Source organism: Pseudonocardia sp. CA-107938, assembly GCF_050936315.1.
Lineage (GTDB): Bacteria > Actinomycetota > Actinomycetes > Mycobacteriales > Pseudonocardiaceae > Pseudonocardia.
Genome location: NZ_JBNJNA010000001.1, coordinates 1,974,059 through 1,999,025, shown reverse-complemented (window position 1 = coordinate 1,999,025; position 24,967 = coordinate 1,974,059). Strand labels below are relative to the sequence as shown.

The following is a 24,967-nucleotide window of genomic DNA, read 5'->3' as shown; positions in this document are numbered from 1 at the left end:
GAGATTCCCGACCGGTGCTGCGTGTCAGGCCGGCTTGATGTTGGCGTTCACCGCGAACACGTTCGTGGGGTCGTAGACCCCCTTGACCTGCGCCAGGCGGCGGTACTTGTCCTGCCCGTACGTGGCGAGCAGGGCGCGGTCGTCCTGCTCCGGCATCGTGTTGACGTACCCGGCCGGGCTGCCGGCGATCGGGACGAGCTGCTCCCACGTGTCGCGAGCCCACTGCCGTGCGCCGACGAACGACTCCGGGTCGGGCGCCACACCCTCGATCGCCATCAGCCAGCCGGTGTCGCGACGGCCGCCCCACGCGGTGTCGGCGTCGGCGACGTCGCGGTAGGCGCCCGTCAGCGGGAACGTCAGCAGCTGGGACATGGGCGCGTCCCGGCGGCCGGTGCGGTCGGCGATGACGTCGATGGCGGCGTCGGACAGCTCGTCGAGGAAGAGGCCCTTCGAGTAGGCGCGCACCCCCCAGAACGCGCCGTCGTCGAGGAGCTGCTGCAGCGCGACGTACGGCAGCGGGGTGACGGCCTCGAACAGCGGCTCGAGCGCAGCCCGGAGCGGCGCGACCGCCGCGGCGTGCTCCTCGCCGCTGCCGAACCCGACGACCATGATCGCCACGCCCGGCCGGAAGTGGTGCTCCTGCGGCACGAACGGGGCCGGCGGCGCGGAAATGCAGGCGATCGCCGGGGTGGCGTCGGCGGGCAGGTCGTCGAACAGGTCACGCGCGGTCCGCAGCGCGTGCGTCGCCCGCTCCTGCTCGACGAAGAACAGGCCGAGGTGCACGAGCGGACCCACCGGGTGCAGCCGGAACTCGAACTCCGTCACGACGCCGAAGTTGCCACCGCCACCGCGCACAGCCCAGAACAGGTCCGGGTGCTCGGTGGCGCTCGCCCGCACGCACCGGCCGTCGGCCAGCACGATCTCGACCGATTCCAGGTTGTCGATCGACAGCCCGTGCTGCTTCGTGAGCCAGCCGAAACCGCCGCCCAGGGTCAGCCCGCCGACACCCGTGTGGCTCACCGTGCCCGCTGGTACGGCGAGACCGTGCTCCTGCGTCGCCGCGTCGAGCTGCGCGAGCTTGGCCCCGCCGCCGACCCGGGCCCGGCGCGCCTCGGGATCGACGGTCACCGAGTCGAGGAGGCTCAGGTCGATCATGATCCCGCCCTCGGGGACGGCGGCCCCCCAGTAGCCGTGCCCGCCGCCGCGGACAGCGACCCGCAGCCCCGTCTCCTGCGCGTACGCCAACGCGGCTGCGACGTCCGCCGGGCCCGTGCACCGCGCGATGACGGCCGGGCGACGGTCGATGTCGCCGTTCCAGACGGAGCGGGCCTCGTCGTAGCCGGGATCGGCGGGCGCCAGGACGGGTCCCGTCATGGCTGCGCGCAGCGGCGCGTGGTCGCGGATGTCAGTGCTGGTCATGTGCGTGTCCTCCTCTGCGGGAGGAGTTGCGCTGGTACCGGCCGCCACATGATCCCCCGCCGTTGGTCGACCTCGAGGGTGCCCACGGGTGGTCTCATGGGCGTTTCACCGTGGTTCCGCAGGGGCCTGGAACGACAGCAAGGCCACCTCCAGGACCGATCCGGTCGTGAAGGCGGCCTTGCTGACGTTCGAACTGCGACGACCTCAGACCGCCGCGGGCACCTTCGCCGGCTCCAGGGCCAGCTCCAGCACCTCGGCCACGTCGGCCACCGGGTGGATCCGCAGCTCGCCGCGGATGTTCTCCGGCAGGTCGTCGAGGTCGGGCTCGTTGCGCTTCGGGATGATCACGTCGGTGAGGCCCGCCCGGTGCGCGGCCAGCAGCTTCTGCTTGACCCCGCCGATCGGGAGCACCTTGCCCTGCAGCGTGACCTCACCGGTCATACCGACCGACGACTTGACGGGCCGCCCGCTCGCGAGCGACGCCAGCGCCGTGGTCATCGTGATGCCGGCGCTCGGCCCGTCCTTGGGCACCGCACCCGCCGGCACGTGGACGTGCAGCTTGTGCGCCGCCAGGTCCCCGGCGAGCCCGCGGGACCGCAGGTAGGACAGGGCGATCGACACCGACTCCTTCATGACGTCGCCGAGCTGGCCTGTGACGGTCAGTCCGGGCTCGCCGTCCATCGAGGTGGCCTCGATGAACAGGACGTCGCCCCCGGCCCCGGTGACGGCCAGCCCGGTCGCCACCCCCGGCACGGACGTGCGCTCCGCCGACTCCGGCGTGAACTTCGGCCGGCCGAGGTAGGTGACCAGCGCGTCCGCGTCGACGTGGACGGGCACCTCGGCGCCCGTGTCGATCTGGACGGCGACCTTCCGCAGGACCTTCGCGAGGCCCCGCTCCAGCTGCCGGACGCCCGCCTCGCGGGTGTACTCGGCGGCGATCATGCCCAGCGCGACGTCGGAGAACTCCACGTCGGACGGCTCCAGACCGGTCTTCTCGATCTGCCGCGGCAGCAGGTGGTCGCGCGCGATGGCGACCTTCTCGTGCTCGGTGTAGCCGTCGAGCGTCACGACCTCCATGCGGTCCAGCAGCGGGCCGGGGATGGTGTCGAACGCATTGGCCGTGGCCAGGAACAGCACGTCGGACAGGTCGAGGTCGACCTCGAGGTAGTGGTCGCGGAACGTGTGGTTCTGCGCCGGGTCGAGCACCTCGAGCAGCGCCGCCGTGGGGTCACCGCGGAAGTCGCTGCCGACCTTGTCGATCTCGTCGAGCAGCACGACGGGGTTCATCGAGCCGGCCTCGCGGATCGCCCGCACGATGCGTCCGGGCAGGGCGCCGACGTAGGTGCGCCGGTGGCCGCGGATCTCGGCCTCGTCCCGCACGCCACCGAGGGCGACGCGGACGAACTTGCGACCGAGCGCCCGGGCGACGGACTCACCGAGCGACGTCTTGCCGACACCGGGCGGCCCGACCAGCGACAGCACGGCACCCGATCCGCGGCCGCCGACCTTGCCCTTGCCGGCCCGCTCGCGCCGCGACCGCACGGCCAGGAACTCGATCAGCCGTTCCTTCACGTCGTCGAGGCCGGCGTGGTCGGCGTCGAGGATCGCGCGGGCGGCCTTCAGGTCGTCGGAGTCCTCGGTGGTGGTGTTCCACGGGATGTCCAGGACCGTGTCGAGCCACGTGCGGATCCAGCCCGCCTCGGGGCTCTGGTCGGAGGAGCGCTCCAGCTTCCCGACCTCGACGAGCGCGGCCTTGCGGACGTGCTCGGGCAGGTCGGCGGCCTCGACGCGGGCGCGGTAGTCGTCGGAGCCGTCGGGCTCGCCCTCGCCCAGCTCCTTGCGGATGGCGGCCAGCTGCTGGCGCAGCAGGAACTCGCGCTGCGTCCGCTCCATGCCCTCGCGGACCTCATTGGAGATCTTCTCGGAGACCTCCTGCTCCGCGATGTGCTCCTTGTTCCACTCGATGAGCAGCTCGAGCCGCTTCGCGACGTCGGTCTCGGTGAGCAGTCGGATCTTGTGCTCCAGGTCGAGCCACGAGGCCCACCCCGAGGTGTCGGCCAGCTGGCCGGGGTCGGTGATCTGCTGGACGGAGTCGATCACCTGCCAGGCGCCCCGCTGCTGCAGGATGCCGATGACCAGCTGCTTGTACTCCTTGGCCAGCTCCTGGGTGCGCCCGTTCGCGGGCGGGTCGACCACCTCGGTGGCCTCCACCCACAGCGCATTGCCGGGGCCGGACACGCCGATCCCGATGCGGGCGCGGCCCTCGCCGCGCACCACTGCGGCCTTCTCGCCGCTGGGGAGCCGTCCGACCTGTTCGAGGACGGCGATCGTGCCGACGGACGTGTACTTGCCGTCGGGCCGAGGAACGATGAGGACCTTCCGGTCGACGCTGGAAGCCGCATCGACCGCTGCCTGGATCTCCGGCTCGTCGAGCCGGACGGGAACCACCATGCCGGGCAGCACCACCGAGTCGGCGAGCGGAAGCACCGGCAGCTTCAGCGTCTCTGTCATGACCGCTGCAACGCTGTAAGCCCGGAGCCGATTCCCGTTCCGCTAGGAGTGAACGCAGGAACCTTGAGCGCGGCCGACTCAGGACGCGAAGCGTCCACCCCGCGTCACACAGCGAGTGCGGTCCTCACACATGCTGCAACGTGTGTGAGGACCGCACTTTGTGTGTGACGTCGAGCGCAGAGCTGTCAGAACCCGCGGAAGACCTTCCGCAGCCGCTCCAGCTCCTCGCCCGCCACGCCGGTCGGGGTGTGCTCGGCGTCGAGCCGGCCGTAGACGAGGCGGACGAACGCCTCTGCCGGCAGCGCGAGCGTCGCCGGGCCGTCCCCGACGATGGCCGGCCGCAGCGTCACGGCCTCGCCGACGGCGATGACGAACCGGCGCTCCGGGTCGGTGGTCTCGACGACGACCTCCGGCGATCCGGCGACGGGCACCCCGGACCAGCCGGCGATCTGCGCCAGGTTGTCGACGATCTGGTCCACAGCCGCCTGCTCGACGGCCGCGGTCGGATCGACGGCCACGGCGACGTCCCAGCTGTGCAACGCGACCTCGCTGAGCCGCAAGCGCAGCATCGTCACGCCGTCGACCTGCATCGGGCCGAGGGCGAACGACAGCTCCGGCAGGCGGTCGGCGTCGACGCCGGCCCACGCCTCGGTCAGCTTTCCGTCGGCAGCGACGGCCTCATCGGCCTGGCTCTGCGGGTCCTTCGCGTTCCACTCGTCCCACACGGCGCTGTACTGCGCGCGGTCGGGCGCCGGCGCGCCGGCCAGTACGGCGTCCAGGCCCAGCAGCCCGATGACCGCGCCGGACCCGATGTGGGAGAGCGTCGCGGCCACCGTCCACTCGGTGGGGTAGGCCGGGCCGACGAGCTGCTCGGGGGTCAGGGTCGGGACGAGCGCAGCCAGGGCGTCGTGGGAGCGGCGCAGGGCGAGGACAGCGGGATGGGAAGCCACGTCACAAGCCAACAACATGCTCGTCAACAGACTTCCCGCAACCCACTACGGCGCCGAGTCCCAACCCAGGCTCCCAGCGAACGGGTCAGTCGATGACGAATGTCTCCCAACCAGGACCGGCCATCGGCTGGTAGCCCGGCGGGACCGTGCCTTCCAGTCGGACCAGCACTCTCAGATGCGCTGGCGCGTCCGACCCGTTCACGTGGACGACGGTGAGGAGCACAGGACCGGACCGTCGCGAGGTGCGAACGTAATCGATCATCAGGTCCGGGATCCAGCCGATCGGCTGGCCCGCGACGCAGACATGGAGCGCCTCGGGATTCGCGCTGTTGCCGGGTTCGTCCCGCAACTCGAGGCGATCTCCCACTGCAAGATGGGGCAAGACTCCGCCGTTGCAGTAGCGAATGCCGCTCACCAGGAACATGCACGCCGTCGATCCGTCGGCTTCGACGACCGGAGCCGGAAAGACCTGCAAGGTATCGCCTTCGCTGCGGCCACCAGACCGAGCCAACTGCTCCCACGGCGACGCATCCGGGGACAGGTCCAGCTGATCGAGGAAGTGCCGGAAGTCGGGGCGCCTCGGACTCATGATCCGCTGGGCGAAGAGCGGGAACAGGCGCTCGTCGCGGTAGTCCCCGTGCCATGCAGGGAAGTCGAGGAACGGCTGGAACCCCGCCAGCTCACGTGCTCTACGCAGATACCGGAAGCGGTAGCCGGTAGGCCCGTGCTCGAGGACACCGACAGGTGAGATCAGACGAAGCGTGGGGTGCTGCCAGGCCACGATGAGACGCCCCATCGAGCGACCGGCGTCCCAGTCGCTCAGCGACGCCGGTCGGAGCGAACTCGGGAGTTCGTCAACACTCATCGAGCAGCCTCCCCCGGTTCAGATCGAGTATCTCAGCCACGAAGGTAGCGGTGACGACCGACAATTCCGGGATCCTCGCCACAACGGACTCCACGTCGGATCGTTCGATCCGGCGGAGTCGGTCCATCCAGACGGTCTCAACCTGACGTCCAGCGAGCTCGAGCATCTCTCGTGCCACGTCGACCAGCGTCGGTCGCCGAGACGTAGGCACGGACGGGTCGTGCTCGAACCTCCCGGCTCGAGCCCTCCGCACGAACCCCGATAGTCCCCTGTTCGACCAGTCGATGCGCTGCTGGTCCCGCAGGTTGAACCCGAGACTGCTCGCGTGATCGTAGGACGGAGCCAGCCGCATCTGCATCGACATGTCTGCAGATCGCAGAACGGCCCAATTCTGGTCGTGGCGGTCCTGATTCGCCACCCAGGCGTCGAGCACGAGGAAGCCAGCGAAGACCGCCACCGCACTGCCGAGCTCGTCGCTCCCGCTCGGAGGGCCGCACCCTTCGAGAACGCGCGCGATCTTCTGCGGGCTGTGCCCCGGCCGTCCCTTGGGCCGTACCTCAACCCCTCTGCCGTCAAGGTACGCACCGACGTAGGACGGCTCCCTTGCGCGCAGGAGGTCTGACCCCAGGATACGGATCCAACCCGCTGGCACGACGTTCCGAGAGATCAGACCGCGTTCACCCTGTCGTTGAGCGAGCTGCACCTCTGCGCACGGCACCCCCAGCAGTACCGCCAACTCGCTGACGATCTTCTCCGACCAATCCTCGCCTTGCGTGATACCCGTCGACGGCGGGGTCACTACTGGCTTGAACAACCAGTCGTCCTGCCTGTCCGTTGTGCCTCCAGGTGCCCGGAGCCACACCTTGGGGTTCTGGCCCAGGACCTCGTTCTCGATCAGCTCCCAGTCGGAGACATCGAGCACGGGAAAGGCGCCGGGAGCCACGACCGCAGCGTAGAAGCACGCACCGACGGTTCCAGCTCAGCGTCCGAGGCCCTCGACGACCTCGGCGCCGGGCAGGCGGGCGGCCAGCTCACCGGGCAGCGCCAGCTTGGAGCCGCGGATGCCGCTGCCGATGACGACCTCCGGGGCCGCGGCCACGGCCGCGTCGACCAGGATGGGCCAGCCCTCGGGCAGGCCGATCGGGGTGATGCCGCCGTACTCCATGCCGGTGCGTTCGCAGGCGTCGTCCATCGGCGCGAAGGACGCCTTGCGCACGTCGAGGTGCTTGCGGACGAACCCGTTGACGTCGGCGCGGGTGGTGGCGAGCACCAGGCAGGCGGCGTAGCGGACCTCGCCGCCGCGCTTGCCGGCGACGACGACGCAGTTGGCCGAGCCCGCGAGCGGCGACGCGTACGCCTCGCAGAACGCAGCGGTGTCGGCGAGGTCGGGGTCGATCGCCGCGACGCCGACGAGTGCGGCGTCGGCCGGGTCGAAGCCCTTCAGCGCGGCGGCGACGGGGACACCGAGGAGGTCGGGGCGGTCGAGCGCGGGCGCGGCGACGAGCGTGCCGAGCACCGCCCAGCGGGGAGTGCTCACCAGCGCTGGCCACCGCCCTGGACGGTGATGAGCGCCGGGCGGACGTCGACGATGTAGACGAGCACCGCGACCAGTGCCGCGATCCAGAACATGAGCCCGCTGCTGCGCGGGCCCTCGAACAGGACGAGCATGGCGAGGCTGGCACCGGTGATGCCCAGCCAGGCCGGCTTGGTCAGCTTGTCGGCGGCGGTGAAGGCGTCGGCCCGCTGCAGGAGCGCGTGGACGAAGGCGTAGCCGCCCACCGGAATGGCGAGCAGCCAGATCCCCAGGAGGATCCATCTGTCGAGGTGGGAAAGCCAGCTCACCACCCCAGCCTACGTTGCGGCGCGAACTCGCACACCCCCGCCACCGGACGAACCGGACGGCCGCCCCCAGGAACATGGCAGCGCCCCCGAGGCACGGGAGTCCTCGGGGGCGCTGCGGTACTGCGGGAGCGAACGCTTACTTCGTGGTGGTGGTCTTGCGGGTGCGCGCGGCCGGGGCCTTCGCCTCGGTCTTCGGCGCGGTGCGGTTGGCCGCCCGACGGGTGGTGCTGCGGGTCTCCTTGGCGACCTCGGCACCAGCCTCGGTGACCTCCTGCGCAGCCTCGGCGCCCAGCTCGGCGACGGTCTCCGACGCCTCCTTGGTGGCCTTCGAGATGGCGGTGGAGGCCTGGCCGGTGAAGCGCTGGGCGGCCTGGGCCACCCGCTCGCCCGTGGACCGGGTCTGCGTGCTCACGGTCGACAGCGCCTTCTCGGCGGCGTCGTGCGCGTCGTCGACCAGCGCGTCGACGCGGGCCTCGAACCGGTCGGTGACCGACTCGATGGTGTCGAACGCCTGCTTGACCTGCGGCTGCTTGCGGAGGCGGCCGAAGGCCTGCTCGCCGCGGGCGGCGAACTCGCTGTAGGACTTCTCGGCCTGGGCGCGGAACTCCTCGATGCTCTTGCGCAGCTCGTCGGCGTTCAGCTTCTGCGGCAGCTCCGCGAGGCGGGTCTGCGCGCCGGACAGGCGGGTCTGCGCCTCCTCGGCCTGCGCGGTGGCGCGGGCCCGGGCCTCGGCGACGGCCTTGGTCACGGCGGCGACGGCGGCGTCGGCGGCACCGAGCACGGCCAGTGCCGGGGTGCGGACGAGCTCGGCGCGCTCGGCAGCGTTCTTGCGGGCGGTCTCACGGACCTTGCGGACGTCAGCGGCGGTGGGCAGCGAAACGGCCATGGTGATCACTCCTCTGTGGCGTGCTGTTCGGTGGTGGGGGTGGACGGGACGTCACCGTTCTCCCGGCGGAAGGACTGGTAGACGTCGAGGAGCACCTGCTTCTGGCGCTCGGTGAGAGAGGGGTCGGCAAGCACCGCGTCGGTCACGGCGCTGGCGGGCTTCTCGTCGAGGATCCCGGCCCGGACGTACAGGGCCTCCGCGGAGATCCGCAGCCCCTTCGCGATCTGCTGCAGGATCTCGGCCGACGGCTTGCGCAGGCCGCGCTCGATCTGGCTGAGGTACGGGTTGCTCACCCCGGCCGTGCGGGCGAGCTCGCGCATCGACACCTGGGCGTGCTCGCGCTGGGCGCGGATGTAGCCGCCGATGTCACGACTGATGTCGCGACCGATGTCACCGACGACCTGCCCGGCCTGCTCGACGACCTGGCCCACCTGCTCGACGGCCTGACCGACGCGTTCGCCGGCCTTCTCGACCTTCTGCTGGGAGAGCTTCGACGCCTTGCCCGGCTCCGTCATCTCTCACCTCCGTCCTTGGTGCCAACCACGTTAACCACGAGCGCTAGCTATTGCAAGCACAGTGCTTGCGCAGGTGGCGTGGCCTCCACCACACCCGATCGGGCCTGTGGGAGGTTGTGCGCGTGGCATCGCGCGCGCACGGCGGAACCCCGTCGACACCGCAGGCGGCGATCGTCGCCGCGGTGGCCGCGGGGGGCGTGCTGGGGGCGCTGGGCCGCTACGGGGCCGGCGTCGCACTCCCGACGGCACCCGGCGCGTTCCCGCTCACCACGTTCCTCGTGAACGTCCTCGGCTGCCTGCTGATGGGCGCGCTCGCCACCGCGCTCGCCCGGCGACCGGACGTCCACCCCCTCGCGCGACCGTTCCTCGGCACCGGCGTTCTCGGCGGGTTCACCACGTTCTCGACGTTCGCCGCCGACGCCGACGGGCTGCTGCTCGGTCCGTCGCCGCACATCGCGATCGGCGTGCTCTACGTCGTCGCCACGGCCGGGACCGCGATCGGGGCGGCCGCGATCGGCGCCTGGCTGGTGGGCCGTCGATGACGGCGCTCTGGGTGGCTCTCGGCGCGGCCGCGGGTGCGCCGCTGCGCTACCTGCTGGACCGCTACGTGCAGTCCCGCCACGATGGGGTGTTCCCGCGCGGCATCCTCGTGGTGAACGTGCTGGGCTCGTTCGTGCTGGGCATCGTGGTCGGATCCGCAGCGCCGCCGCCTGTGGCAGCGCTGCTGGGCACCGGGTTCTGCGGGGCGTTCACCACGTGGTCGACCCTCGCTCAGGACACCGTCGCCCTCGCGCGCAGCGGGAACCGCCGCGCCGCGACCGTCAACGCGATCGGTTCTGTGCTGGTCGGGTCGGTCGCGGCCGCCCTGGGCCTCGCGGCCGGGGTGGCGGTCGGGAGATGAATCGCTGCACGTCCCAACACTAACTACCGCCTCCGACAGTTTTTCCACCCCCGCCCTCGCCGGCCAGCGCAGCCGCCTCGGCGGCGATCGCGTGCAGCGTGCACGGCCACCAGGTCCGCGGGCTGACCTGCGAACGGCAACCCGCGCAGTGCCGCGTGCCGTCATCGACGTGCTCGCGCAGCAACTGCCGCCACGCGTGCACGTGCGGGAGCAGCTGCAGGGCGACGGGTGACGCGGACTCCAGAGAGCGCGGGGTGATATCCACCCAGCGAGTATCCAGTTTACCCAGGAAGTTAGTCAAGAATCTGGGTAAGACTCCCGCTTGATGCGCAGGATCAGGTCGACCGCGTCGCCGCCACCCACCGACAGCGCGGCCAGCCGCTCGTACGCCTCGCGGTACTGGCGCACCTGGTCGGGGTCACGCACGTTCATGGGGCCGGTGAGCAGCTCGATGTTCACGAGGTCCGGTTCGCCGTCGGCGCGATCGGCGTAGATGGTGAAGCCGTGGTCGTGCCAGATGGGCCCGGTGTTGGCGAACGGCAACACTCGGACATCGAGACGTGGGTCAGCGGCGAGCGAAGCGAGCCGGTCGAGCTGAGCAGCCATGACACCCGCCGGCCCCATCCGCCATAGCAGCGCGGTCTCCGCGATCACGAAACGCAGCTGCTTGGAGCGGTCAGTCAGGATCGACTGCCGCTGCATCCGCGCCGCAACTGCTTCGGCGATGTCCAGATCGGGATCGTTGTCACGGGCCATCAGCTGGTACGCGTACTCTGGGGTCTGCAACAGGCCAGGAACGAGCCCGGGCACGAACGTCATGAAGGTCGTCGCTGCCGCTCCGGCGGTCGCGTACTCGCGCTGGACCTTCGCCAATCCGCCCGCGAGCGCCTCGCGCCAGGTTCCGAACTCGGCAGCCACGCGTTCGGACAGCTCGGTCACCGTGGTCCGGTCGGCGGTGCTGGCACCAGTGACGTCCAGCCACGACGCGACCAGCTCGCGGGTCGCCGCGGCCGCACCCAGCTCGACCCGGGACAGGTGTGACTGCGAGACGGCAAGCTGCTTGGCCAGTGCCGTACCCGACAAACCGGCCTGCTTGCGTAGCCGCCGCAGCAGCGCACCGAGGGTGCGCTGCCGGGCGGTACCGAACGGGGAGGTCACGACAGCTGTCTAGCATCTCCTGCCTGGCTGGGAGGGGCCGGCTGCACCGGCCGCCCGTGCCGGCGCTCCCACTCCGCAAACGGGATCGACGCCGCCCATGCCGCTTCGGCGAGCCGCACATGCTCGGCAACCACCGCAGGGTCGTCGCTGAACTCGTAGCCGAGCAGTCTGTCGTCGTCGGCGTACCGGTAGTACATGACGCCGGCATCGTCGAAAACGACGAAGTCCTCCACGTAGGAGTCGAACTCGGGATGCTCGGCCCGGTCGATGACGTTGATCTCCTCGCCGGCTGCCGTGTTGTTCGGGTATCCCCAGGCGAACTCCTGGGCCGTGTACTCCGTCATCGGCAGCTCGACGAACCTGACCCGCTGCGGGCGCCGACCGGATGCGACCCTTTGACGCACCGATTCAAGGTGTTCGCGGTAGGACTCCCCGTGCGGCGGCTCCGGCTCACCGTTGCGCCACGCGGCCATGTCCTCATCCTCCCAAGGCACGGCATAGGTCTGCCGAGTCTCCATTCGGAGGGAACGGCGCGAGATCCCGTCGTAGAGCTGGTTCAGTCGAGCCAAGTCGATCGGGATCATCGGAGACCGAGTTGGCGAGCCGCGTCGAGGAACACCGCCCGAGAGATGCGCCCAAGGATCTCGCCCTCGGGAACGCAGTTCGGAGTCATGGCGATGTGGTCCGCCGACGCCGCGGGTCGCAGTTGGATCAACAGATCTGGGCCGTCCGGATCGAGGATTCGGTCGCACCCGTTCTCACCCTTCGACTGCTCATCCTTCGCCAGCACCCGCATGAGCCCGCCCCTCTACGCCTGGCCAATCCGACCCACATAGCGTGACGGATACCCGGGTAGCTGGTCAAGCACTGAGTGTGAGCAGCTGTCCCACCGCGTAGATGACGAGTCCGGCCAGGGAGCCGACGACCGTGCCGTTGATGCGGATGAACTGGAGGTCGCGGCCGACCTGCAGTTCGACCTTGCGGCTGGTCTCCTCGGCGTCCCAGCGCTCGACGGTGTCGGTGATGAGGGTGGTGATCTCGCGGCGGTAGTGGCGGACGACGTAGCCGGCGGCGTCGGCGAGCCAGCCGTCGAGCTTGGCGCGCAGTTCCTCGTCGGTGGCGAGGCGGGAGCCGAAGCTGAGGAGGCCGTCGCGGATGCGGAGCCGCAGCGCGCTGGACGGGTCGGCGGCCGCGTCGAGGATGATGCCCTTGACGGTGCCCCAGGCCTGGCCGATGAACTTCTGCACGTTCGGGTGGGCGATGATCTGCTGCTTGACCCGTTCGGCGCGGGCCATGGTGTCGTCGTCGTGCTGGAGGTCGGCGGCGAACTCCTCGAGGAACCGGTCGACGGCCTTGCGCATCGGGTGCTCGGGATCGGTCTTCACCGACCACGCGAACGTCTGGATCTCCAGGAACACCCGGTCGGCGACGAGGTCGTCGACGAACCGCGGCGACCACGACGGCGCCCGGTCGTGCACGACCCTCAGCACCATGTCGTGGTTGGCGGTGACCCAGTCGTAGGCGCGGTCGCAGAACAGGTCGACGAGGCGGTGGTGCGCCCCGTCGGCGAGCACGCCTTCGAGCACGGTGCCCAGCGGCGGGCCGATCGGCCGCTCGACGAGCTTGCGCACCAGCACCTGTTCGAGCACTTCCTGCACGTCCTCGTCGCGCAGCACGGTGACGACGCCCTTGGCGACGTTGGCCAGCTCGGCGGTGATCCGGTCGGCGTTGGCCTCCTGGCGCAGCCAGTCACCGACCCGGGCGGACGCCTGGACGGTGGCGAGCTTGTCGCGCACCACGTTCTCGGCGAGGAAGTTCTCGCCGACGAAGTCGCCGAGGCTGTTGCCGATGACGTCCTTCTTCGTCGGGATGATCGCGGTGTGCGGGATCGGCAGGCCGAGGGGGTGCCGGAACAGTGCGGTGACCGCGAACCAGTCGGCGAGCGCGCCCACCATGCCGGCCTCGGCCATCGCGCGCACGTACCCGACGATCACCGGTCCGCCGTTGACCTCCCACCAGCGGAAGACGAGGAAGACGACGGTCGCGATCAGGAGCAGGCCCGTGGCCAGACGCTTCATGTGGCGCAGGTCGGCGGCTTTCGCCGCGGCGTCCATCCGGCCGACGCCCAGCCCCACGGCGAGGCCCGGACGGGTCCGGGGTCGCTCGGTGGGTTGTGAAGGGTGCACGGATCCATAGTGCCCGTATGTGGCGATGGCCGGAGCCGATGGTGTTCCACCGGCCCCGGCCACGTTCGTGGTGCGGCTGCGCGTCGAGGGGTCTGCGGGAGACCTCCGCTCGGGCGCCGCACCACCGGCGCTGCCCCGGGCTCCGGCGCGACCAGATCGATCGCTGCAGCGGAGCGGACGCCCGGGGGCGCCGGTCAGCGGTCGTTCATGACCGCATTCCGACGACGACCATGCCAGCGGGCCGCTGGGCACCCGGGCTCGTGATCATGCTGTCGGCAGCTTCGCGCGCGGCAGCGACGGCGGCGCGCAGGAGGGGCTCTGCGTCGGGCACGACGTACCCGCTCAGCGCGGGAGAGACCCGCCAGTGCACCCACCCGTCGGGGACGGTGGAGGGCGGCATCAGCACCGTGGCGCCGCCGGTGTGGAGGGTGACGCCGCGGAGCGTGGCCAGCTCGAGGGGCAGCTCCGCCCCGCTGGCCACCGGGTAGTACCAGGCGCCCGTCGGCGTGGCGGCGACCGGAACGACCAGCCCGTCGGCCCGCAGGCGCGCGCAGACCAGGCGGCCCAGCGTCGCCGGTACCTCCAGGAAGTCGAGCACGGTTCCCGTCACGACGGCCACGGTGGCTCCGTCGAGCTCGACCACGGGCCACCCGTGGTCGCTGATCTCCCGCGCCGCCGCGCGCAGCTCCGCGCCGTACACCGCGCGGTAGCTGTCCCAGCCCGACATCTGCTCATCTCCGTTTCAAACACGTTTGCACGCCCACTTCCTGTGAGGTGCAACACGAGGATGCCCCGCGCGGTGCGGTAGCGGGACCCCTCTGGCGGCGACCGAGCCGGGCTTCGAGACGAATGGATCGTGACGATCATCGGAACGCCGCCCGTCCGTTCGGCGCCCGGCGATCGGCCAGGCGGAGGGGGACGGGCGGCTACTCCGATCGATGAGGAACCGGTCGTCGAGGAGCCGTCGTCGACAAGCGGCAATCGATCGTGTCCGTTCTGTGATCACTTCAGCGGTAGCGCGTGTAGGAAGGACGGGTGCTTCTCGTGACCGGTGGGACGGGATACCTGGGCAGCGTCGTGGTGGCGGTGCTGGCCGACGAGGGTCGCGACGTGCGAGTGCTGGCACGCGACGAGGACCGGGCCCGGCGGGTGCTGCCGGCGGGAGTCGAGGTCGTCGTCGGCGATGTGTTCGACCCGGACTCGCTGGCGCGCGCGACCGCAGGCTGCGAGGCGGTGCTGCACCTCGCGGCGACCGTCGGCGGCACACCGGAGGAGATCCACCACGCGAACGTCGACGGTGCGCGCACCGTGCTGGACGCTGCGAGGTCCGCCGGCGCGCGGCGCTTCGTCCACACCAGCACCGGTGCCGCGATCATGGACGCGACCGGGCTGGTGGCCGAGGAGCCCGTGGCGCCGCCCGCGCTCACGGACCCGTACTCGACCAGCAAGATCGCGGCCGAGGAGCTGGTGCTCGCCGCGGACGGCATCGAGGCGGTCGTCGTCAGCCCCGCCAGCATCTACGGGCCGAGCCCGCGCGGGCCGGAGTCGTACAACGGGCTGTTCCGCGCGGCGGCGGCCGGCGAGGTACCCGCGGTCGTCGACGCCCCGATGGCGTGGGTGCTCGCCGAGGACGCCGCCCGCGGGCACGTCCTGGCGCTGGACGGCGGGGAGCCGGGGCGCCGCTACGTGCTGTGCGGCGAGGTCGCGCGGGTGGGCCGCGTGCTGCACGCCTACGCCGACGCGGTGGGCGGGCAGCGGGTCGCGCTGCTGCCGCCGGGTTCGTCGCTGGGACCGGACGCGAACACCTTCGCGCGGCGTTCAGAGGTCTACGGGAAGTTCCCGCCGGTGCACGTGGACGACGCCGGCGCACGCGGCCTCGGGTTCGCCCCGCGCGGGGTGGACGACGGCATCGCGCTGACCGCGGCCTGGTGCGGATAGGCCCGGAACACGACGAAGCCGGCGAGCCCCGAGGGGCCGCCGGCTTCGATCGGTGTGCTACGTCAGACGGGGCGGACCGTGTCGGCCTGCGGACCCTTGGCGCCCTGGCTCGCCTCGAACTCGACGCGCTGGTTCTCCTCGAGCGTGCGGAAGCCGTCGCTCTGGATCGCCGAGTAGTGGACGAAGACGTCCGGACCATTGTCGTCGGTGGCGATGAAGCCGAAGCCCTTCTCGGCGTTGAACCACTTGACGGTGCCCTGCGGCATGCGTGTTTCTCCTACGTGAATCCGACCCTGACGGCACTGCGCCGACAAGGGGTTGCAACGGGTACACGGGCCGCGCGGAGGGTGTCCTCGTACGTCCGTGAAGCCCACCGTCACTCTCCACGGACGCTTCACAACGATCGAGGAAAACTAGGTACTGCAACCGGGAGCGAACCTATCACGGGATCTGCGCGCCACGCTTGGCCAGCCGGATCTTCGTCACTGTGACCGGTGAGGCGGAAGTCAACCACTGTGACCATCGGTGACGATGTGGCCGCGACACGGGCACAGATGGTCACGAGTCGACACGGACGGGTACGACTAACCATTCGCCATGCCGACGGGTGATCATTAGCGCCGATGGCCCAGCACCGGTCGAGTGGATCGGGTTCGGCCGGGTGAGCGATCATCGCCGGCCCCTCGTTCGACGGTCACCCGTCGCGGTGACGATCTGCATGATCAGCACGCACCGTCACGAAAAGCCTCTCACCTGCGCATTCGCTGCCACCTGCCGGCCCTGGTGCCCCGCCGTACGGGGTCGCATGATCTCCGGCGCACACCGTCCGAACACATCAGGGAGGCTCCGATGCGGGGTCGAAGACTGACTCGCTCCATCGCCGCCGTGTCGGCGGGGGCATTGATCACCGTCGCGTCGGCGTCGACGGCCTACGCGCAGGAACCGCTGCCACCACTTCCGGTGCCGGCACCGGCGCTACCGGCCGCCGTCCCTGGGCTGGGCGGCGACGGCGGCCCGCTCGCTGGCCTGCTCGGCGGCCTGCTCGGCGCCATCAACGGGCTGCTGCCCGGCGTCCTGACCGGCCTGCTGCCCATCTCCCTGCCCGGTCTGGGCGACAAGCCGGCCGCCGCCGGCGCGGCCGCCGGCGGACTGCCCGGCCTCCCTGGTCTGCCCGACCTGCCGGTCCCGGGTGGTCTGCCGATCCCCGGTGGCCTCCCCGTTCCGGGCGGACTCCCGCTGCCCGGCGGGCTCCCCGTCCCCGGCGGGCTCCCGGGCCTGCCCGGCGCACCGGCGCTGCCGGGCCTGCCGGCTGCCGCTGTCCCGCAGGACGCCGCGAGCCGGCTCGACGCCGCCGCCCCGGTGCCCGTCCCGACTCCGCCCGACGCCGGCGCCGCTCTGCCGGGTGCCGCAGGAGCGCTGCCGGCCGCAGCCCCTGCTCTGCCCGCGGCGGACCCGGCTCTGCCGGCCGCCCCTGCCCTGCCCGCTGCCGGTGACCTGCCCGCCGCCCCTGCCCTGCCGGCCACCCCAGCCCTGCCCGCCGCCGGTGACCTGCCGGCCACCCCAGCCCTGCCCGCTGCCGGTGACCTGCCGGCCGCCCCTGCCCTGCCCGGCACTCCTGCCCTGCCCGGCGCCCCTGCCCTGCCCGGCGCTCCTGCAGTGCCGGCCGCACCGGGAGAGCTGCCCGCGGCTCCTGCCGTCGGGGCTGCCCTGCCCGCCGCGCCTGCGCTGCCTGCCGCCGGCGAGCTGCCTGCCAAGCCCGCACCTGCGGCTGGTCAGCAGCCGGCGGCGGGTGACCCCGCTGCGGGCCCGGTCGCGGCGGAGCCGATCGACCCGGCCGCAGATCCGGCGGCTGCCCCCGCAGCCGCACTGCCCAGCGGGGCTCCGGCCGTGCCCGGTGCTCCGGCCGTGCCCGCAGCGCCCGCGTTGCCGGGGGTTCCGGCTGCACCCGGCCTCCCGCCGTTGCCGTGCGCCCCGGGGCTGCCGGCGGCTCTTCCCGGCGCGGGCGCAGCGCCGGACCCGGCAGCCGCCGGGGCACCTGCGGCACCCGCCGCGCCGGCGGCGCCCGCTGCACCTGGGGCGCCTGCCGCGGACCCGGCCGCGCCCGCCGCCGGCGCCGCGGACGACGCGAAGGCGGGTCCGGGCGACTGCGCACCGCCCGCGCCCGGCCTGCCGCCGGTCGGGGCCCTCTCCGCGCCGGTGCCGGACGTCCCGTCCGGGCTGCCCGCCGCACCGCAGGTACCCGCGGCACCGGCGATCCCACCGGCGCCGGGTTCCTGACGAGGACGGCCGGGGCCCGCGCTCAGCGGGCCCCGGCCAACCCGTTCTCCAGGGCCTGGAACACCTCGTCGAGCAGGTCCCGCAGTTCGGCGCCGTCGGCACGCAGCCACCGCTCGTACGCCGCGAGCGCCGCACCCAGGCTGGCGTGCCCGATGGCCTGCGGGATCAGCGCGTCGCTGGGCAGGTCGAGCCGCGCGGCCGCGTAGTCGGCGACGACCTGCCGCCACGCCTCGTACCTCAGCGTCGAGTGCGCCTGGAGCGCCGGCGTCTCGAGGATCAGCCGCAGCCGCCGCCGATGCCACGGCTGTTCGGCCGGCGCCACGTCGTTGAAGTCCAGCACGGCGGCCCGCACGCCGGCCATCACCGGCAGGTCGTCGGGCAGCGCCGCGAACACCGAGCGCATGCGGTCGAGCTGCTCGTCGAACGCGCCCCAGGGGATGTCGTTCTTCGACGCGTAGTAGCGGAAGACGGTGCGCCGGCCGATCCCGGCGGCGGCCGCGACGTCGTCGACGGTGGTGGTCTCGAACCCGTTGCGGGAGAAGAGGTCGAGGGCGACGTGCTCGATCTCCGAGCGGGACGTGACGGGACGGCGGCCGGGCCGGCGTGGCCGGGGCGGCCGTTCGATCGACGAAGCCGACATGCCCTTCTCCTGCAGGTGCGTCCGAGGAGATGGTGCCACGCGGTCAGGATCCGGCGACGCCCATCCGCACGCGGTTCCGGCCGGTGTTCTTGGCCTGGTACATGGCGGCGTCGGCGGTCTCGAGCAGCCGGACGAGGTCGGGCCCGTCGGGCGGGAAGACCGCTCCCCCGATGGAGACGGTGAAGTCGGCGACGACGACGGTGCCGTCCGGGCCGGGCACCTCCACCCCGAGCGTGGCCACTCGCCGTCGGATGCGTTCGGCGACGGCCTCGGCGTGCGCCCGGTCGTCGGTGACGTCGACACCGCGCAGGAGGACGACGAACTCCTCGCCGCCGAAGCGCCCGACGACGTCGTCCTCGCGGACCTCGGCGCGCACGGCGGTGGCCACCGCGGCCAGCACCGAGTCGCCGACGAGGTGCCCGTGGCGGTCGTTGATGCGCTTGAAGTGGTCGAGGTCGAGCACGAGCACGGCGGCCTGCTGGTTGGCGCGCTCGGCGCGGCGCAGCTCGTGGCCGGCGCGCTCGTGCCAGGCGGCGGCGTTGAGCAGGCCGGTCTTCGAGTCGACGTTCGCCTTCTCCTCCAGCTGCCGCACGAGCACGGTGCGGTGGAGCATCACCAGCGGCGGCAGCACGAGGACGGCGTACCCGAGCCCGAAGGAGGCCATCGCGCCGCCGACCAGCGCACCCATCGAGAGCGACGCGAACTCCAGCACCCACTCGTTGTCGCCGCGCAGCATCCGCAGGAACGTGCCGAGGTCGCGGTGCTCACCGGCGAGCACCACCACGGTGGTGACCAGCAGCATGTTCACCGCGGCGTAGGCCAGCACCGAAAGGCCGACCAGCACCAAACCGAAGGCGCTGGTGTACGGGTTGGCCCCGGCCAGGCCCATGATCACCGACGCCGTCTGCACGGCCAGCACGATCGTGGCCGCGGTGTAGATGACCTGGTGCGCCCGCACCCCGGCACGGCGGTCGACGCGCAGGTAGATGTGCAGGTAGAGGATCACGACGAGGGCGCAGGCCGCGAGGCCCGGCAGCAGGGCGGCTGCCGCGAACGTCCACACCGAGCTGAGGTCGATGTGCGGCACCGTGGCCCGACGGTGCCGGATCCGTTCCACACCGAGCGAGCACTCCGTGCTGATGACCCCGGCCAGCACGAGCACGGCCAGCCGGGCGACCCAACCGTCCGGCAGGACGGCGACGTCGTGCGCGGCGGAGACGGCCAGCGAAACCACGGCCAGCAGCTCGATCGGCAGGACGACGCACAGCACGCGTCGAGGGAGGGACCACAGCGACCACCCGGTGATCCGGGTCGGGCCGTGCCGGCGCCGCGGCTGCACGGAACCGATCAACGCGACCCTCCGCCCCCACACTTGCCCCCCATCCGGGCGATGGTAGCCAGGAAGACGGGCGGTCGACAGGACCGTTCGTAGCGTTCGGCGAGCTGTCGGTCACGGTCGGGCAGCGGCTGATCGGCTGCGCGCCGGACGCCCCCGTGGCGATACTCAACCCCGTGGAAACCCGATTCCGGCCGGGGAACGAGCTCGGAACCCTGTTCCACGAGGAGGTCGTCGCCCCGCTCCTCGCCGGCGTCGCGTACGCCGCGGCGCGCGTCGGTCCGGGGTCGGACGTGCTCGGGTTCGACACCCCGCAGTCCGTCGACCACGGGTGGGGGCCGTCCCTGCAGGTGTTCGTGGCACCCGCGGACGTCCCTCGCGTCCGCGCGATCATCGACGCAGGGCTGCCGGAGTCGTTCCACGGCTGGCCGGTGCGCTTCTCGCGCGGCGATGACTCGCCGGTCCGGCACTTCGTCGGCGTCGACACGCTGCCGGGCTGGCTCCGTGGCCACCTCCACTTCGAGCCGGCTGTCGCCACCCCGTTGGACTGGTTGGCCGTGCCGCAGCAGCGGTTGCTGGAGGCGACGGCCGGACCGACGCTCGCTGATCCCGACGGCGAGCTGGGTCGCGTCCGCGCAGCGCTGATGTGGTTCCCCGACCAGGTCCACCGCTACCTGCTGGCCTGCGCCTGGGCGCGGATCGCGCAGGAGGAGGCCTTCGTCGGCCGAACGGCGCAGGTCGGCGACGAGCTGGGCTCGCGGATCCTCGCCGCCCGGCTCGCCCGTGACGTGATGCGGGTCGCGTTCCTGCTGGCGCGGCGCTACTGGCCGTACCCGAAGTGGTTCGGCTCGGCGTTCGCGCGGCTGCCGATCGCCGGGGAGCTGAGCGAGCAACTCGCCCGCGCCGTCTCCGCCACCGGGCACGCGGCACGGGAGGCCGCGCTCGTCGAGGCGTACGGGATCGTGGCTCGCGCGCACAACGCGTCCGGTCTGACGGTGCCCGTCGACCCGGCACCGCGGCCGTTCCACGAGCGCCCGTTCCTGGTGCTCGGTGCGGAGCGGTTCGCGGAGGCGGCGGCGGCCACGCTCACCGACCCGTGGCTGCGGGGCCTGCCCCTGATCGGGTCCGTGGACATGTTCGCGGACTCGACCGATCTGCTCGACCGCGATCTCCGCGCGGCCTACGCCGCAGCGGTGGCAGGCTGATCGACATGTACCCGCCGATCGAGCCGTACGACCACGGGATGCTCGACGTCGGCGACGCCAACCACATCTACTGGGAGGTCTGCGGCGCGCCCGACGGGAAGCCCGCCGTCGTGGTGCACGGCGGCCCGGGATCGGGCTGCTCGACCTCCGTGCGCCGCCGGTTCGACCCGGAGCGGTACCGCGTGGTGCTGTTCGACCAGCGCGGATGCGGCCGCAGCCTGCCGCACGCGAGCGACCCGGCGACGGACATGGGCGTCAACACCACGGAGCACCTGATCGCCGACATGGAGCTGCTGCGCGCGCACCTCGGCATCGACCGCTGGCTGCTGCACGGCGGCTCGTGGGGCTCCACGCTGATCCTCGCCTACGCGCAGCGGTTCCCCGAGCGCGTCACCGAGATCGTGATCCCGGCCGTGACGATGAGCCGGCGCAGCGACATCGACTGGCTCTACCGCGGCGTCGGCATGTTCCTACCGGAGGCGTGGGAACGGTTCCGCGACCACGTGCCGCCCGCCGAGCGCGACGATCTCGTCGGCGCGTACGGACGGCTCGTCGAGGACCCGGACCCGGCCGTCCGCGAGGCCGCCACGCACGAGTGGGTCGCCTGGGAGGACGCGGTCATCTCCCACGAGGCCACCGGGCAGCCGGGCAGCTACTCGAACCGACCGGACGCGGCGCTGCTGGCCTTCGTGCGCATCTGCGCGCACTACTTCTCCCACGGCGCGTTCCTCGAGGAGGGCGTCCTGCTGCGGGAGGCGCCACGCCTCGCCGGCATCCCGGGCGTGCTGATCCACGGCCGGCTCGACCTCGGCGGGCCGCTGCACGTGCCGTGGGAGCTGGCGAAGGTGTGGCCGGACGCGGAGCTCGTCGTGATCGAGGACGCGGGGCACACCGGCAGCGCGCAGTTCAGCCGGGCGATCCAGGATGCGCTCGACCGCTTCGCGGTGACCTGATGCCCGAGTACCGCGGCGACCTCCACGTGCACACCGCGCGCTCCAACGGCGCCGATCTCACCCCGGCGGACGTGGTGCGGGAGGCCCGTGCAGCCGGGCTCGACTTCATCGCGACCACCGAGCACGACACGGTGGACGGGCACGCCGACTGGGCGCCGTTCGCCGACACCCTCCTGGTGATCCCCGGGCAGGAGGTCGTCACGCGGACCGGCCACTGGCTCTCCGTCGGCTCCGGCCTGCTCGTCGATTCCCGGTACGGGATCCGCGACGGTCGGATCGCCGACGAGCTCGCCCGCGTCCGCGCCGACGGCGGCATCTGCGTGGCGGCTCACCCGCACGCCCCGTACCCGTCGGGGCAGCTCGCGTACCCCTTCGAGCTGTTCGACGCCGTCGAGGTGTGGAACGGGCCGTGGACCTCCGACGTGCCGTGGCAGGCCGACAACCATGCCGCCGTCGCGGAGTGGAGCCGCAGCCTCGCGGCCGGGCGGTGGCGCCCTGCGGTCGGCAACAGCGACGCCCACCTCGCCGGACAGCTCGGCACGCCCGTAACCGTGGTGCGCGCCGCGGCCTGCACGGCGGCCGACATCGTCGCCGCCGTCCGGGCCGGGCGCTGCTGGATCGCCGCGACCGCCGACGTCTCGCTGGAGTTCACCGCGTCGACGGGAGCGGCGGTCGCGGGGCCGGGTGAGCTGCTCGTCGCGGGCGAGCACCCGGTGACGGTGTCGGCCTCGGTCGGCGGTGTGCCCGACGCGCTGATCCGCGTGCACACCGAACGGGGCGTGGCGGTCGAGCAGCGGACGGCCGAGCTGTCCACGACCGTGACCGACCCCGGATTCGTGTGGGTGTCGGTGCGGTCCGGTGACGGGGCGATGGCGGCGATGACGAACCCGGTGCTGCTCGCCGGTCAGTCGCCGGCGCAGCCCTCACCGTCCCCGTCCCGGTCGAGCGCGGGCCGGTAGCCGGGGTCCCCACGGCGGATCGGTGCTGCTCCCGCGGCCTGCACCGCCGCGCAGTTCTTGTAGTACACGTTGGCCGGGGCCGGCCGCGAAGGGGCGTCGACGTCGGGGTCCGGGGCGGCGAGCGGGACGGGACGGGCCGCAGGGGAGCTGGAGCGCGCCGGCGAGCTGGTGACGGGAGCCGGGGTCGCCGTGTACGGCGCCGCGGCCGTCGTGGACGGGTACACCGGGACGGTCACCGTGACCGTGACGGGTGAGCTGAGGGCCCGCGGAGCGGCGGACTCCCTGCTGCTGCAGGCCCCGCCGATGGCGACGAACGCGATCACGACACCTGCCGTGATGGTCTTGCCGTTGACGGGAACGGATGCGGGCATGTGGGGAACGACCCTTCTGAACGGATGCAGGGGGCCATTCGCTGCCCGCATCCCCACGGTTACAGCACGTCGCGATCCGCCTACGCGCTGCCGCCGCCCGGAGCAGCCCGCCCGCGTCCGGTCAGGCGCCGGTCATCCCGAACATCTCCAGGCCGCGTCGGGTGTCGAGGTACTCGCGCACGCGGTGGACCAGCCCGTCGCGCAGCTCGAAGACGAAGCAGTACTGGACGTCGTAGGGGCGGCCGTCGGGCAGCGTCGCGCGCATCCGCTCCTCGACGACGACGGTGTCGCCCTCGGCGACGACGGCGCCGAACTCGACCGCGACCTGCGCCCCGAACACGTCGGGGAACTCGTCGGCGATGAACCGCACGATCCGCTCCCTGCCCACCAGGTGATGGGTGCCGACCACGCGCGCCGCGGCGTTGCCGGCGGGGGCCAGCCACTCCGCGTCGGACGTGAAGCAGGCGGCGATGCGGTCACGGTCGTGGGTCGCGAACGCCTGCCAGGCGCGGAGGACGATCTGCTTCGGGGATTCCATGCGCCCGAGCGTGGTGGACGGTGCGGCGCAGGTCCGGCCGGATCCGGTCACGCTGCGCTGCGCTGCGAGGGCACGACGTCGAGGTCGCAGAAGAGCGCGGCCGCTCGTTCCGCGGTACCGCGCGCCCACGGTCCCGTGCTGAGCACGGCGAGCGCCGCGACGACGATGCCGAGAGCGAGCACCAGCCACCACACCGCCTGTGCGGCGTCGGTGTAGGCGAGCGGGCCGCTGGCGAGTGCCGGGCCCACGATCGTGCCGGCGATGGCGACGCCGAGGGTCGTACCTGTCTGGCGACCGACGGAGGCCAGCGACCCGGCCACTCCGGCCATCGACCGCGGCATGCCGGAGATGGCGGTCTGCGTGATCGGCGGGTTGACGGTGCCGAGGAAGACCCCGATCGCCCCGCAGACGGCGAGGACCGTGGGCAGCGGCGAGCCCGGGGAGAGTTCCAGTGCGATCGCGCCACCCACGGCCATGGCGGCACCGGCGACGAGCAGGGGGATCCGCGGACCCAGTGCGCCGACCAGCCGTCCGGTGACGGGCGAGAGCACCACGGTGAGCACGCCGACGGGGAGCAGGCAGAGCCCGGCGGCCAGCGCCGACATCCCGCGCGTGTTCTGCAGGTACAGCGTGATCACGAACAGGAACGCGTTGAACCCGCACAGGGCGCACAGCGCGGTGCCGATCGCCGCGCTGAACGGCACGCTGCGGAACAGTCGCAGCTCCAGCAGCGGGTCCGCGCGCCGCGGCTCGTAGGCGAGGACCCCGGCGATCCCCAGCACGGCGAGCACCGCGAGCCCGACGATCACGGGCGACGACCAGCCGAGCGTCTGCGACTCGATCACCGCGTACACGACGCTGCCCAGCACGATCACGACGAGCGACTGGCCGACCGGGTCGAACCGGCGGGCCCGCGGCGCGCGGGACTCCGGAACGAGCCGGGCGGCGAGCACGACGGCCGTCACCACGATCGGCACGTTGACCATGAAGACCGCGCGCCAGCCCAGCCCGTCGACGAGCGCTCCACCGACCACCGGACCCAACGCCAGCGCGAGACCGGCCGTGGAGCCGAAGACACCGATCGCGCGCGCCCGCTCGGCGGGTTCGGTGTAGGTGTTCGCCACGATCGCCATCGCGACGGGGTTCAGCATCGACCCACCGATGCCCTGCAGCACGCGGGCCGCGATCAGCCAGCCGATGGTCGGCGCCAACCCGCACGCCAGCGAGCCGATCCCGAAGACCGTGAGCCCGAGGAGGAAGATCCGACGCCGGCCGAAGCGGTCCGCCGTGGAGCCGCCCAGGACCAGCAGGCTCGCGAGCACCAGCGTGTACGCGTCGACCGTCCACTGCAGACCGCTCGGGGACGCGTCGAGATCGTGGCGGACCCAGGGCAGCGCCGAGTTGACGATCGAGATGTCCATCCCGACGACGAGCATGCTGGCGCAGCAGATGGCGAGCACGAGGGCCCGTCGTCGACGGTCCGGTGGAGGCATGCCGCCGACGCTAGGATTTAGAGC

Annotated in this window: 26 protein-coding genes; 7 read left to right on the top strand and 19 right to left on the bottom strand. The window is 72.2% G+C overall.

What is annotated here, in order from left to right; genetic code table 11:
- Positions 1-24 precede the first annotated feature (24 nt).
- The 9 genes from ACQEVB_RS09930 to ACQEVB_RS09890 form a co-directional block, all read right to left on the bottom strand.
- Positions 25-1,419 carry an FAD-binding oxidoreductase gene (locus tag ACQEVB_RS09930; RefSeq protein ID WP_432967868.1) on the bottom strand — a complete coding sequence of 465 codons (1,395 nt, stop codon included), beginning with the start codon at positions 1,417-1,419 and terminating at the stop codon, positions 25-27.
- A 204-nt stretch (positions 1,420-1,623) separates the two neighbouring features.
- Complete coding sequence (gene lon / locus ACQEVB_RS09925) at positions 1,624-3,930, bottom strand: endopeptidase La (protein WP_432967865.1); 2,307 nt, start codon at positions 3,928-3,930, stop codon at positions 1,624-1,626.
- Positions 3,931-4,115: 185 nt separating this feature from the next.
- A complete protein-coding gene (locus tag ACQEVB_RS09920; RefSeq protein ID WP_432967862.1) occupies positions 4,116-4,880 on the bottom strand; it encodes a maleylpyruvate isomerase family mycothiol-dependent enzyme in 765 nt (254 codons plus the stop codon).
- Positions 4,881-4,965: 85 nt separating this feature from the next.
- On the bottom strand, positions 4,966-5,745 hold the full coding sequence (locus tag ACQEVB_RS09915; protein ID WP_432967859.1) for a hypothetical protein: 780 nt from the start codon (positions 5,743-5,745) through the stop codon (positions 4,966-4,968).
- The gene (locus tag ACQEVB_RS09910; protein WP_432967856.1) at positions 5,735-6,688 is read right to left on the bottom strand and encodes a HipA domain-containing protein; all 954 of its coding nucleotides are present in this window, start codon (positions 6,686-6,688) and stop codon (positions 5,735-5,737) included. The genes ACQEVB_RS09915 and ACQEVB_RS09910 overlap by 11 nt, the downstream gene beginning before the upstream one ends.
- 36 nt (positions 6,689-6,724) lie before the next feature.
- A complete protein-coding gene (locus tag ACQEVB_RS09905; protein ID WP_432967853.1) occupies positions 6,725-7,282 on the bottom strand; it encodes a YbaK/EbsC family protein in 558 nt (185 codons plus the stop codon).
- Positions 7,279-7,587: a DUF2516 family protein gene (locus ACQEVB_RS09900; RefSeq protein ID WP_432967850.1), complete on the bottom strand. Its 309-nt coding sequence runs from the start codon at positions 7,585-7,587 to the stop codon at positions 7,279-7,281. The genes ACQEVB_RS09905 and ACQEVB_RS09900 overlap by 4 nt, the downstream gene beginning before the upstream one ends.
- A 136-nt stretch (positions 7,588-7,723) precedes the next feature.
- Entirely contained in the window at positions 7,724-8,473 is a 750-nt protein-coding gene (locus ACQEVB_RS09895) for a hypothetical protein (RefSeq protein WP_432967847.1), read from the bottom strand.
- A gap of 5 nt (positions 8,474-8,478) precedes the next feature.
- Entirely contained in the window at positions 8,479-8,988 is a 510-nt protein-coding gene (locus ACQEVB_RS09890; RefSeq protein WP_432967844.1) for a helix-turn-helix domain-containing protein, read from the bottom strand.
- A gap of 122 nt (positions 8,989-9,110) precedes the next feature.
- Here ACQEVB_RS09890 and ACQEVB_RS09885 point away from each other — a divergent pair, with 122 nt between their 5' ends.
- Both ACQEVB_RS09885 and crcB read left to right on the top strand, forming a co-directional pair.
- Positions 9,111-9,530 (top strand): fluoride efflux transporter FluC, encoded by a 420-nt coding sequence (locus tag ACQEVB_RS09885; protein ID WP_432967841.1) that lies wholly within the window; start codon positions 9,111-9,113, stop codon positions 9,528-9,530.
- Positions 9,527-9,889: a fluoride efflux transporter CrcB gene (gene crcB / locus ACQEVB_RS09880; RefSeq protein WP_432967838.1), complete on the top strand. Its 363-nt coding sequence runs from the start codon at positions 9,527-9,529 to the stop codon at positions 9,887-9,889. Before ACQEVB_RS09885 ends, crcB begins: the two co-directional genes overlap by 4 nt.
- Positions 9,890-10,186: 297 nt before the next feature.
- On the opposite strand, the gene ACQEVB_RS09875 is transcribed toward crcB, so the two are convergent.
- From ACQEVB_RS09875 to ACQEVB_RS09860, 4 genes are all read right to left on the bottom strand, one after another.
- Positions 10,187-11,047: a helix-turn-helix domain-containing protein gene (locus ACQEVB_RS09875; protein ID WP_432967835.1), complete on the bottom strand. Its 861-nt coding sequence runs from the start codon at positions 11,045-11,047 to the stop codon at positions 10,187-10,189.
- On the bottom strand, positions 11,044-11,631 hold the full coding sequence (locus tag ACQEVB_RS09870; RefSeq protein WP_432967832.1) for a DUF6879 family protein: 588 nt from the start codon (positions 11,629-11,631) through the stop codon (positions 11,044-11,046). Before ACQEVB_RS09870 ends, ACQEVB_RS09875 begins: the two co-directional genes overlap by 4 nt.
- A gap of 276 nt (positions 11,632-11,907) precedes the next feature.
- Positions 11,908-13,161 carry a DUF445 domain-containing protein gene (locus tag ACQEVB_RS09865; protein ID WP_432980273.1) on the bottom strand — a complete coding sequence of 418 codons (1,254 nt, stop codon included), beginning with the start codon at positions 13,159-13,161 and terminating at the stop codon, positions 11,908-11,910.
- Positions 13,162-13,438: 277 nt separating this feature from the next.
- Complete coding sequence (locus tag ACQEVB_RS09860) at positions 13,439-13,960, bottom strand: bifunctional DNA primase/polymerase (protein WP_432967829.1); 522 nt, start codon at positions 13,958-13,960, stop codon at positions 13,439-13,441.
- A gap of 317 nt (positions 13,961-14,277) precedes the next feature.
- Between ACQEVB_RS09860 and ACQEVB_RS09855 the strand changes: the two genes are divergently transcribed.
- Positions 14,278-15,171 (top strand): NAD-dependent epimerase/dehydratase family protein, encoded by an 894-nt coding sequence (locus ACQEVB_RS09855; RefSeq protein WP_432967825.1) that lies wholly within the window; start codon positions 14,278-14,280, stop codon positions 15,169-15,171.
- Between the two features lie 62 nt (positions 15,172-15,233).
- Here ACQEVB_RS09855 and ACQEVB_RS09850 read toward each other — a convergent pair whose 3' ends face one another.
- On the bottom strand, positions 15,234-15,437 hold the full coding sequence (locus ACQEVB_RS09850) for a cold-shock protein (RefSeq protein ID WP_432967822.1): 204 nt from the start codon (positions 15,435-15,437) through the stop codon (positions 15,234-15,236).
- A gap of 583 nt (positions 15,438-16,020) precedes the next feature.
- Between ACQEVB_RS09850 and ACQEVB_RS09845 the strand changes: the two genes are divergently transcribed.
- Entirely contained in the window at positions 16,021-17,448 is a 1,428-nt protein-coding gene (locus tag ACQEVB_RS09845) for a hypothetical protein (RefSeq protein ID WP_432967819.1), read from the top strand.
- A 22-nt stretch (positions 17,449-17,470) separates the two neighbouring features.
- On the opposite strand, the gene mftR is transcribed toward ACQEVB_RS09845, so the two are convergent.
- Together mftR and ACQEVB_RS09835 are read right to left on the bottom strand one after the other, a co-directional pair.
- Entirely contained in the window at positions 17,471-18,088 is a 618-nt protein-coding gene (gene mftR / locus ACQEVB_RS09840) for a mycofactocin system transcriptional regulator (protein ID WP_432980270.1), read from the bottom strand.
- 43 nt (positions 18,089-18,131) lie between these two features.
- A complete protein-coding gene (locus ACQEVB_RS09835; protein ID WP_432967816.1) occupies positions 18,132-19,439 on the bottom strand; it encodes a GGDEF domain-containing protein in 1,308 nt (435 codons plus the stop codon).
- Positions 19,440-19,600: 161 nt separating this feature from the next.
- Between ACQEVB_RS09835 and ACQEVB_RS09830 the strand changes: the two genes are divergently transcribed.
- Genes ACQEVB_RS09830 through ACQEVB_RS09820 form a run of 3 tightly spaced genes read left to right on the top strand, consistent with a single transcriptional unit; the run spans position 19,601 to position 22,541 of the window.
- Entirely contained in the window at positions 19,601-20,629 is a 1,029-nt protein-coding gene (locus tag ACQEVB_RS09830) for a DUF4037 domain-containing protein (protein ID WP_432967813.1), read from the top strand.
- Positions 20,626-21,582, top strand: coding sequence for a prolyl aminopeptidase (pip, locus tag ACQEVB_RS09825; protein WP_432980268.1), 957 nt, complete (start codon positions 20,626-20,628; stop codon positions 21,580-21,582). The genes ACQEVB_RS09830 and pip overlap by 4 nt, the downstream gene beginning before the upstream one ends.
- Positions 21,582-22,541 carry a CehA/McbA family metallohydrolase gene (locus ACQEVB_RS09820; RefSeq protein ID WP_432967810.1) on the top strand — a complete coding sequence of 320 codons (960 nt, stop codon included), beginning with the start codon at positions 21,582-21,584 and terminating at the stop codon, positions 22,539-22,541. The genes pip and ACQEVB_RS09820 overlap by 1 nt, the downstream gene beginning before the upstream one ends.
- Here ACQEVB_RS09820 and ACQEVB_RS09815 read toward each other — a convergent pair.
- From ACQEVB_RS09815 to ACQEVB_RS09805, 3 genes are all read right to left on the bottom strand, one after another.
- Positions 22,487-22,912, bottom strand: coding sequence for an excalibur calcium-binding domain-containing protein (locus ACQEVB_RS09815; RefSeq protein ID WP_432967807.1), 426 nt, complete (start codon positions 22,910-22,912; stop codon positions 22,487-22,489). The genes ACQEVB_RS09820 and ACQEVB_RS09815 overlap by 55 nt on opposite strands.
- 121 nt (positions 22,913-23,033) lie before the next feature.
- The gene (locus ACQEVB_RS09810) at positions 23,034-23,450 is read right to left on the bottom strand and encodes a nuclear transport factor 2 family protein (RefSeq protein WP_432967804.1); all 417 of its coding nucleotides are present in this window, start codon (positions 23,448-23,450) and stop codon (positions 23,034-23,036) included.
- Between the two features lie 47 nt (positions 23,451-23,497).
- Positions 23,498-24,943, bottom strand: coding sequence for a DHA2 family efflux MFS transporter permease subunit (locus ACQEVB_RS09805; protein WP_432967801.1), 1,446 nt, complete (start codon positions 24,941-24,943; stop codon positions 23,498-23,500).
- Positions 24,944-24,967: the final 24 nt, after the last annotated feature.